General features: G+C 37.8%; 1 protein-coding gene. It reads right to left on the bottom strand.

Going from position 1 to position 241, the window contains the following annotated elements; all coding sequences use genetic code 11:
* The coding region (locus tag SB749_RS20650) for a hypothetical protein (RefSeq protein ID WP_410711962.1) at window positions 1–241 on the bottom strand (241 nt) is incomplete at both ends.

Here is a 241-nt window from a genome sequence, read left to right on the forward strand (position 1 = left end):
CCTTTGATATATCACCAGTGAGAAGCACACTATGGTTTGCACTTGAGACTTTAACAACACAGGAATTATCATTACGGTTATTAAACTCATCTTTTGAAAAGGTTTGAATACTCAAGCCTTGAAAGTCTGTTTTTGTTGCTATGCAGTCTTTATATACACCACTTGGATGAAAATAATCAAAGCTCCATGCATAACCGGCTTTTTTAAAGTGCGCAACGCCTCCTGCATGGTCGTTATCTTG

The organism is Brevibacterium sp. SIMBA_078, assembly GCF_046534565.1.
Lineage (GTDB): Bacteria > Actinomycetota > Actinomycetes > Actinomycetales > Brevibacteriaceae > Brevibacterium.